General features: G+C 70.0%; 11 protein-coding genes and 1 tRNA gene. 3 read left to right on the top strand and 9 right to left on the bottom strand.

Translation table 11 applies throughout. The features are described from left to right. On the bottom strand, positions 1-259 hold a 259-nt coding region (locus VHK87_RS18070; RefSeq protein ID WP_329636283.1), incomplete at its 3' end, for a hypothetical protein. 260 nt (positions 260-519) lie between these two features. On the opposite strand from VHK87_RS18070, the gene VHK87_RS18065 reads away from it, so the two are divergent. After that, complete coding sequence (locus tag VHK87_RS18065) at positions 520-786, top strand: hypothetical protein (protein WP_329636282.1); 267 nt, start codon at positions 520-522, stop codon at positions 784-786. A gap of 175 nt (positions 787-961) precedes the next feature. Here the strand turns inward: VHK87_RS18065 and VHK87_RS18060 are convergent, their stop codons facing one another. From VHK87_RS18060 to VHK87_RS18030, 7 genes are all read right to left on the bottom strand, one after another. Beyond that, positions 962-1,195: a hypothetical protein gene (locus tag VHK87_RS18060; RefSeq protein ID WP_329636281.1), complete on the bottom strand. Its 234-nt coding sequence runs from the start codon at positions 1,193-1,195 to the stop codon at positions 962-964. 130 nt (positions 1,196-1,325) lie between these two features. Beyond that, positions 1,326-1,928 carry a phosphoribosylglycinamide formyltransferase gene (locus VHK87_RS18055; RefSeq protein WP_329636280.1) on the bottom strand — a complete coding sequence of 201 codons (603 nt, stop codon included), beginning with the start codon at positions 1,926-1,928 and terminating at the stop codon, positions 1,326-1,328. Further along, positions 1,925-2,746 carry an MBL fold metallo-hydrolase gene (locus VHK87_RS18050; protein ID WP_329636279.1) on the bottom strand — a complete coding sequence of 274 codons (822 nt, stop codon included), beginning with the start codon at positions 2,744-2,746 and terminating at the stop codon, positions 1,925-1,927. The genes VHK87_RS18055 and VHK87_RS18050 overlap by 4 nt, the downstream gene beginning before the upstream one ends. Further along, positions 2,743-3,528 carry a TatD family hydrolase gene (locus VHK87_RS18045; RefSeq protein ID WP_329636284.1) on the bottom strand — a complete coding sequence of 262 codons (786 nt, stop codon included), beginning with the start codon at positions 3,526-3,528 and terminating at the stop codon, positions 2,743-2,745. The genes VHK87_RS18050 and VHK87_RS18045 overlap by 4 nt, the downstream gene beginning before the upstream one ends. Next, complete coding sequence (locus VHK87_RS18040; protein ID WP_329636278.1) at positions 3,525-4,520, bottom strand: DNA polymerase III subunit delta'; 996 nt, start codon at positions 4,518-4,520, stop codon at positions 3,525-3,527. Before VHK87_RS18040 ends, VHK87_RS18045 begins: the two co-directional genes overlap by 4 nt. Then, positions 4,513-5,148 (bottom strand): dTMP kinase, encoded by a 636-nt coding sequence (gene tmk / locus VHK87_RS18035; protein WP_329636277.1) that lies wholly within the window; start codon positions 5,146-5,148, stop codon positions 4,513-4,515. Before tmk ends, VHK87_RS18040 begins: the two co-directional genes overlap by 8 nt. A gap of 32 nt (positions 5,149-5,180) precedes the next feature. Further along, on the bottom strand, positions 5,181-6,185 hold the full coding sequence (locus VHK87_RS18030; RefSeq protein WP_329636276.1) for a septal ring lytic transglycosylase RlpA family protein: 1,005 nt from the start codon (positions 6,183-6,185) through the stop codon (positions 5,181-5,183). 131 nt (positions 6,186-6,316) lie between these two features. Here VHK87_RS18030 and VHK87_RS18025 point away from each other — a divergent pair. Both VHK87_RS18025 and VHK87_RS18020 read left to right on the top strand, forming a co-directional pair. Further along, a tRNA-Ser gene (locus VHK87_RS18025) sits at positions 6,317-6,406 on the top strand. A gap of 196 nt (positions 6,407-6,602) precedes the next feature. After that, on the top strand, positions 6,603-6,788 hold the full coding sequence (locus VHK87_RS18020) for a hypothetical protein (RefSeq protein WP_329636275.1): 186 nt from the start codon (positions 6,603-6,605) through the stop codon (positions 6,786-6,788). Between the two features lie 29 nt (positions 6,789-6,817). Here the strand turns inward: VHK87_RS18020 and VHK87_RS18015 are convergent. Further along, the coding region (locus tag VHK87_RS18015) for an HWE histidine kinase domain-containing protein (protein ID WP_329636274.1) at positions 6,818-8,028 on the bottom strand (1,211 nt) is incomplete at its 5' end.

Raw genomic sequence — 8,028 nt, 5'->3', positions numbered from 1 at the left:
CGCCGTCGCCGTCCACGTCCTTTCCCTGCCAAACGGTCTCGTAGGCCGGCTCCTCGATGCGGGGGAACAACTGGGCCAGCACCTCCGCGGTGCGCTCCTCGGCTGTCGCTGGGCGGGAGGTCAGATTCGCGCCCACATAGCCGCTCGCCTGAGCCGCGACCGTGAAGAAGGCCAGCGCCCAGATCGCCAGCAGCGCGAACACGGCCAGACGCTTCCAAGGATGGGTCGGCGCGAGCGCGCGCGGGTTCGCGTGGTCCAACGATCCACCTCTTCGGATGATGCGATTGCGCCGCTTAGCGGCTGGATTTTCTAAAGTTTGGCGGAATCCACCGCCGCCCGGCCTCTGACGGGCCTTAGCACTGTCCTAATATGGGAACGCAGCGGCTGCCTCGCGATGCGGCATGCTGACGCCCACGGGGCGGGGACTGGGCGAGGGCGGTTGAATCATGCCGAAATGCAGCCGCGGGGCCCTGGCGCTCGCCACGCAGTTCTGCTTTTGTTCCCACATCAGGAGGCGACATGGCTCACGACGGCTCGGATTGGGGACTGATGGAACAGGCGGCGAAGGCGGCTGCGCCGCCTGCGGGCGTGATGGTGGCGCGGTGCGCCTCGGCGACCTGCGGCGCGGCCAGCGCCCTCGATGTCGCCGAGTGGCTGGGTGACGGCCTGCCGCTGAGGGCGTTCGAGGCACGCCTGCGCTGCGCCTGCGGCGGCCGACGCGTGCGGTTGGAGCCGGCGGCCGGCGACATCCCGCCGGTCAATCCGGCGATCTACCGCTTCCGCTGAACGGGGAAGGCCCCGCCGATTGTGCGACGGGGCCTTTGGGGGGCTTGGGTTTTGCGTGGCTTGCGTCGGGTGGGGCGCCACGCGTCAGGTCAACACCAGGCGGGCGGGCAAGTTCCCGCATCGCGGGCATTTTCATTAAAGAAGCGCTTCGCGCGTGTTCGTGATGCGCGGAGCGTCAGGTGCGCCAGGGCGCCGGCACGCTGGGCCAGAGGCGGCTCGGAATCCGCTCGAGGACGGCAAGCTCGACCTCGCTGAGGTGCATCAGCTGTGGCGGCCGGGGCAGGCCGCTTTCCTCCGGCGTCGGCTTCAGCGCTTCGCCGCAGCCCAGCCCGATCGCCGCCGCGGCGATCGCCCCGGATAACGCAGGGCCAAGCCTGCGCGCCTGATGCTGTGGGGTCCGCGGTCTCATGGCTGGCCTGAACGTCTCTCCACGAGGGATCGGAGGCCGAAACGGGAAGCGGGGCGCGCAGTTCCTACGGCACAGAGGGCGCAGGCATTCTTCGCCTAAGGAAGATTATCGGAAATGCGAGATGGCTGTTCTAAGGCAGCCGGCAGGCGCCCTCGGCGATCTGCTGGAGCGTCTCGACGAAGAACGGCGGCTCCAGGGCCAGGATGCGCGCTTCCAGCGTCTCGGCGGTCTCGCCGGGTTCGACGGCGACGGCGCGGCGCGCGACGATCGGGCCGCGGTCGTATTCCTCATCGACCAGGTGGATGCAGATCTCGCTCTGTGGCGCCCCGGCGGCGATCACCGCCTCATGGACGCGCCGGCCGTACATGCCTTCGCCGCCGAACGCCGGCAGCGGGCCCGGATGGATGTTGAGGATCCGCTCGCGGTACGCCGCCAGCGTCCTGGGCCCCAGGCGGCGCAGATAGCCCGACAGCACCACCAGTTCTACGCCGGAGGCCTGCAGCGCCTCGCACAGCCGCGCATCGGCGGTGTTGGGATCGCTCTGGGTGGGTACGCACAGGGTCGGCACGCCGTGCTCGGCGGCGAAGGCCAGGGCCGGCGCGGTCTTGTTGTTGCTCACCAGCAGGCGCGCCTGCGCGTCCAGCGCCCTTCCCTCGATGGCGTTTACGATCGCGCGCATCGCGCTGCCGTTGCGCGAGGCGAGGAAACCAAGCTTAAGAGGACGGGAAATCACGGGAAATCGGCCCCGAGCTGGTGCTCGAACACGAGCCCGTCGTAGGCCGGCTCGACGCCTTCCGGCAGCTTGGCGGCGAGGTCGTGGTAGTCCAGGTCGATGTGCAGGTTGGTGAGGATGGCGCGCTTCGGCTTCACCCGGGCGATCCACTCCAGCGAGCGCTCCACATGGGCGTGGGTGGGGTGCGGGCGCCAGCGAAGGGCGTCGACGATCCACACCTCCACGCCTTCCATCGCCGCGAACGCCGCCTCGTCCAGGCCGACCACGTCGCTTGAATAGGCCACGTTCCCGAACCGGAAGCCCACGGAGCGGACACCGCCGTGGTCCTGGTCGAAGGTCGAGACAGGAATTGCGCCGGACGGCCCGTCCAGCATCCAGGTCGGCCCATGCGCCGGCAGCTCGCGCGCCTCGCAGGTAGCCGGATAGCCGCCCTCGGCTTCGAAAATGTAGCCGAACCGGCGCATCATCGAGGCGTGGGTCGCGGCATCCATTAGGCACGGGATCTTGGCCCGCTGGCGGATGAAGAAGGCCCGCACGTCGTCGATGCCGTGGGTCTGGTCGGCGTGGTCGTGGCTGAGCAGCAGCGCGTCGAGCCGCTTCACTCCCGCCGCGGCCGTCTGGAGGCGAAGGTCCGGCGAGGCGTCGACCAGCACGGTCGTCTCCTCCCCCTGCCCGCCCTTGCGCCGGACCAGCAGCGAGCAGCGGGTCCGCGCGTTCTTTGGCTCGGCCGGATCGCAGACGCCCCAGTCGCCGTCGGCCCGTGGCACGCCGCCCGAGGAACCGCACCCGAGGATGGTGACTTCCAGCACCCCGCTCATGGCCGCGAAATCCGCTCGAACAGGGCGAAGAAGGCGTCCTCGGTCCGCTTTTCCGCCTCCTGGACGCTCCAGCCGCGGATCTCGGCGAGCTTTTCCAACACCTGGGGCAGATAGGCGGGCTCGTTGCGCCGCCCGCGGTGCGGCACGGGGGCCAGATAAGGACAGTCGGTCTCGAGAATGATCCGGTCGGCCGGCATCTCGCGGACCACGGCGCGGACGTCCTCGGCGGTCTTGAAGGTGGCGATCCCCGAGACCGAGAACCAGGCCCCCAGAGCCGCCGCCCGTCGGGCCAGTTCGGCGCCGGAGGTGTAGCAGTGCATCAGGAGGCGGAATGGCCCCCGCGCATACTCGTCCTCGAGGATCTCGCCCATCACCGCGTCGGCCTCGCGCGTGTGGACCACCAGCGGCAGGCCAGTTCGGCGGGCGGCCTCCACGTGCACGCGGAAGACGCTGGCCTGGATGTCCCGCGGCGAGAGGTCGTAATGGAAGTCGAGACCCGTCTCGCCGATCCCGACGACCTTCGGGTCGGCCGCGATTTCGCACAAGGTGTCCGCCGCAAGCTGCGGGTTTTCCTTGGCTTCGTGCGGATGCGTCCCGACCGTGCACCAGATGTCCGACGCCTCGGCCACGGCCCGCACGGCGGCGAAGTTGGAGACCCGGTCGCAGATGTTGACCATCAGGGCGATCCCCGCCTCGCGCGCCCGGTCGATGACCGCCTCGCGGTCGGCGTCGAACTGGGGCGCGTGCAGGTTGACGTGGCTGTCGATCAGCATCCGGTTCAGGCGCGGGCGGCGGCCTTCAGCTCCTTGAGGGCCGCAAAGAAGGCGTCCGCGCGGTCGAGGTTGAGCGCCTCGGCCTCGCGCGGCAGGCGCTGCAGCGTCTCCCACGCCGCAGCCCAGCGATCAAGCGCCGCCGGCTCGCCGCGCGCCTCGGCCACGAAGGCGTGGATCCGGTCGGCCAGCCGCTCGAAAGTCAGCGCGAAGAGGGCCGGCCCCTCCCCGCCCCGGAACTTGTCGGCCAGCGCCAGGGCCGCGGCCTCGTTCAGCGCGGGCAGGCCGGCTATAATCGCCCGGGCCGCCTCGTCGATCTCGATACCGGAACTGGCGGCGAGCGTCAGCGCCCGGCCGGGCGCGCCGCCGCTCATCCGCGCCAGGTGCAGGGCGTCCTCGGGCGTGGCCTCGGCGTAGCGGCGAGCGAAGGCGGCCACCTCCTCCTCCGGCAGCGGGCTGAAGGCGAGCCGGCGGCAGCGCGAGCGGATGGTGGCCAACAGCTTGCCGGGCGCGTGGCTGACCAGGAACAGCACGCCCCGCGGCGGCGGCTCCTCCAGCGTCTTCAGCACCGCATTGGCGGCGTTGACGTTGAGGTCGTCGGCCGCGTCGATGATGGCCACCCGGTAGGGCGCCGTGGCCGGCGACTTGGAAAAGAACTCGGCCAGGGTCCGGGCCTCGTCCACCGGGATCACCTTGCGCGGCTTGCCGTCCTCGGTCAGCCGCTCGAGCACCAGCAGGTCCGGGTGCGATCGGGCGATCACCTGCCGGCTCACCGGATCGGAGGGGTCCGAGCCCAGCGGCCCTAGCCGCGGCTCGGGCGCAGCCGCCAGCAGCCGGCGGGCGGCGCGGTAGGCGAAGGTCGCCTTGCCCACCCCCTCCGGCCCGGTCAGCAGCCAGGCATGGTGCAGCCGCCCGCGCGCTCGGGCGTCCTCGAAGGCCGCCTCGCTGGCTTGGTGGCCGGTGAGGTCGAACACCTCGCGCGGATGCGGCGGGGCCTCAGGCATGCAGCGGCAGGCGGGCGCTTACCGCGCCCCAGATCGCCTCGCCCACCGCCTCGACGGGCTGGGCGGCGTCGATCACCACGCAGCGGCCCGGCTCGGCCCGGGCGATCGCCAGGAACCCCTGCCGCAGCTTCTCGTGGAAGGCCGCGCCCTTGGATTCGAACCGGGTCTCGTCGCCCGAGCGCCTGTGGGCCCGCCGTAGCCCCTCAGTCACCGGCAGGTCGAGGATCAGCGTCAGGTCGGGCCGCATCTCGCCCAGCACATGGGCCTCCAGGGCCGCGATCAGCGCCGGATCGGTCCCGCCGCCGGCGCCCTGGTAGGCGCGGGTGCTATCGGCGAAGCGGTCGCAGACCACCCAGGCGCCGCGCGCCAAGGCCGGCGTGATCACCCGCTCGATGTGGTCGCGCCGGGCGGCGTACATCAACAGCGTCTCGGTGATCGGGCTCCAGCGGTCGGCCGAACCGGTGACCAGCAGGTCGCGGATGCTCTCGGCGCCGACCGAGCCGCCGGGCTCGCGGGTGGCCACCACCTCGACGCCCTCGTTCTCCAGGCGCGCGGCCAGGGCGCGGACCTGGGTCGACTTGCCGCCGCCCTCGCCGCCCTCGAAAGTGATGAACCGTCCGCGCGCCACGGGCGCCAAAATGGCCGGTTCGCGCAGGATGTCTAGCGCCGGACGACGCGCGCGTCGGCAAAGCCGGTGGCGACCACCCGCTCGCGCAACGACGCGGCCTCGATCTCGTCCGCCGCTCCGTCGATCAGCACCCGGTAGATGTTCACCCCGCCCTCGTAGACGGTTTCGATCTTGGCCCGCCCGACGCCCGAAGCATCGATGGCGTCGGCCGTCTTGCGGGCGTTGTCCCAGTTAGTGAAGGCGCCGGCCTGGATCCGGAAGGCCGCGGTCTGGCCGATGGTCGAGGTGAGCGGCGTCGTGGTCGAGGCGGGCGTCAGCGCCGGCGCGCTGGCCGGCGGCGCGGCCGGCGGCAGGTCGAGCGGCGTGAGCTCGGTGGCCGACACCGTGCTCGGCGAGGAGACGGTCTTCGGTGGGGCCCACAGGTCTTCAGGAGGCGCGGACGGGGCCGGATTCGCCACAGGCGTCATCGCAGCCGGCGCCGGGTTGCGCGTGTTGGACGCGTACTGCAGGCCCGAGGTCGGCAGCTGGGCCGGGCCAAGGTAGCGCACCCGGACCCGAGCCGTGCCCTTCTGCTCGAAGCCGAGCCGGCGGGCCGCCTCCTGCGACAGGTCGATGATCCGCCCGCCGACGAACGGCCCGCGGTCGTTGACCCGCACCTCCAGCTTGCGGCCGTTCTCCAGGTTCTCCACCTCCACCCAGCTCGGCAGCGGCAGGGTCGTGTGGGCGGCCGAGACCAGCGCCTGGTCGAAGGTCTCGCCGTTGGCCGTCGCCTTCATGTGGAAGCCCGGGCCGTACCAGGAGGCGACGCCCGTCTCGTCGTAGTCCGGCTGCTCGCGCGGCGTGTACCAGATCCCGCCCACCTGGTAGGGCTTGCCGACCTTGTAGTGCGGCCCGCTGATCCCCGCCCCCGGCGCGCCCGGCGTCGACGGCAGCCGCGACGCGTACTTGGGCGAGACGCAGGCGGCCACGCTGGCCCCCGCCATCAGGACGAGCGCGAGCGAGCGGGCGGGACGGGCGAAAGCGCGGACGGCGGCCATGAGAGACAGGCTCCTCGGGCGAATGGGGTGATTGCGCCCATCCTGACGGCCGAGGCTTGCTTCAGGGTTAATGAAACCCTTCCGAAGAGGCGGTGGAGCGCCCTCCCCGCCCCTGCTAGAAGCGCCGTTCCGGACGGGTGGCCGAGTGGTTTAAGGCAGCGGTCTTGAAAACCGCCGTGGGTTCACGCCCACCGTGGGTTCGAATCCCACCCCGTCCGCCACCGTCATTCATTGTCCGATGCTTCTACGCAGGGATCGCGTACAGCGACTTGCAGCCACCTGCGCGGTCTGCCTTCCAGCCTCAGCCCTCAGGCGTGTTGGCGCGTGGGTAGGAGCAGCGCCGCGTCACAGCGCCCCAGTCAGCTATCAATGATAGGCGATGGCGAGAGGAAGGCGCAAAGCTGTTGGATGTACTACTTGAAGGTCTTCTACGCCGGCGATCCGACCCCCGTTCAAACGGTCCAAGTAAAACGTGCCTCCGACACGCTTGCTCGCATCCCCGCTCTGCTCGGCGAGCACGGCGACTGCGAGCGCATTGTCGTATTCATTGGGCCGACCCGGCTATTCGCAGTTGACTGCCACGGCAATAAGATCGAGCCCTAGGCGCTGAATACTCGCCGGGCGCGCTCCTGCTAGTCGCTAAGCGACGCCATGAGGCCTTCTTCGGTGTTCCTGCCGCCAAACAGACTGTCCGTGCCGATCGGCATCGTGACGCTGCAGACTAGCCCGTCCCTCCGCCACTCCAGCTCAGTGCGGCCGCGCAAGCTTCCCGCTAGCGCTCTTTGAAGGAGCGTCGTGCCGAACCCCCGCTCCTTCGGCGGCCTGACGGCAGGGCCGCCGCTCTCCGTCCACACGAGCCGGAGCACTCCATGGGTGACGGTCCACCTGATGTCGACGCTGCCTGTCGTGGCGCTCAGCGCCCCGTGTTTGGCGGCGTTGGTGGTGAGCTCATGCAGCGCCATCGCCAGAGCCTGAGCAGCGGACGGCTCTATCGGTAGCGTCGGCCCGTCAATTGTAACGCGATCAGGATCTCCGTGCAGGAACGGCGCGACTTCTTCTCGTACCAGGGTCTGGAGATCTGCCCCCGACCACCGGGACGCGGCCAGGAGCTGGTGTGCTCGGGCAAGAGCTTCGATTCGGCCGAGGATGACTTCGCGCAGGACTTCTGCGTCGTGGGCGCGGCTCAAGCTCACTGTACCCTGCACCACGGCGAGCAGATTGTTGGCCCGGTGATCAACCTCGCGCATGAGCAGCCGGAGACGGTCCTCGCTCTCTCGCCGATCCGTAATGTCCACTACGACACCCAAGGCGCGGCGCGCTGTCCCATCTCGATCGATGATGGAACGCCCCTTGGCGTATAGCCATCGCACGGAGCCGTCCGGTCGTACGACACGGTACTCGCTCGTCGAGGCGGCTACGGTTTCTCGCGCTAGCGCCAGCCGTTCAGTGTAATCACGCCGATCCTCCGGGTGGATGGTCGCGATCACGTCGGAAAGGCGCAGGAGTCGTGGCGCCTCGGTAAGCCCGTGCATCTCGCGGTAGCTGGCCGAGACGAAGCCGAGATCGCTCACCAGATCCCACTCCCAAGCTCCAATTCCACCGACCTCCTGGGCGAGCCGAAATGTTTCCTGCGTTCGGTCCCGCTCGCGCACCGCGCTCTCGAGCGCCCGCCCAACCTCATCGATCTCCGAGATGCCGCTGAGCTCGTACCTGGGAGTTGCGCTGGCCGCGACCTCGGCAGCCGCTGCAGTGAGGCGAGCGATCCCTCCGACGAGGCGTTGACCCAGAGCCAGGGCAATCAAGGCCGCGGTCGCCAGGAGCACTGCAGCTACTGCGAGGGTCG

Origin of the sequence: Phenylobacterium sp. (assembly GCF_036263695.1) — a bacterium.
In the GTDB taxonomy this organism is placed as follows: Bacteria; Pseudomonadota; Alphaproteobacteria; order Caulobacterales; family Caulobacteraceae; genus Phenylobacterium.
Note: the sequence above shows the minus strand (reverse complement) of the source record. Positions and strands in the feature narration are given on the sequence as shown.

Excerpts from the sequence above, each read along its gene's own strand:
- VHK87_RS18065 (WP_329636282.1), top strand. The coding sequence starts at position 520 with ATGGCTCACGACGGCTCGGATTGGGGACTGATGGAACAGGCGGCGAAG.
- VHK87_RS18060 (WP_329636281.1), bottom strand. The coding sequence starts at position 1,195 with ATGAGACCGCGGACCCCACAGCATCAGGCGCGCAGGCTTGGCCCTGCG.
- VHK87_RS18050 (WP_329636279.1), bottom strand. The coding sequence starts at position 2,746 with ATGAGCGGGGTGCTGGAAGTCACCATCCTCGGGTGCGGTTCCTCGGGC.
- VHK87_RS18040 (WP_329636278.1), bottom strand. The coding sequence starts at position 4,520 with ATGCCTGAGGCCCCGCCGCATCCGCGCGAGGTGTTCGACCTCACCGGC.
- VHK87_RS18030 (WP_329636276.1), bottom strand. The coding sequence starts at position 6,185 with ATGGCCGCCGTCCGCGCTTTCGCCCGTCCCGCCCGCTCGCTCGCGCTC.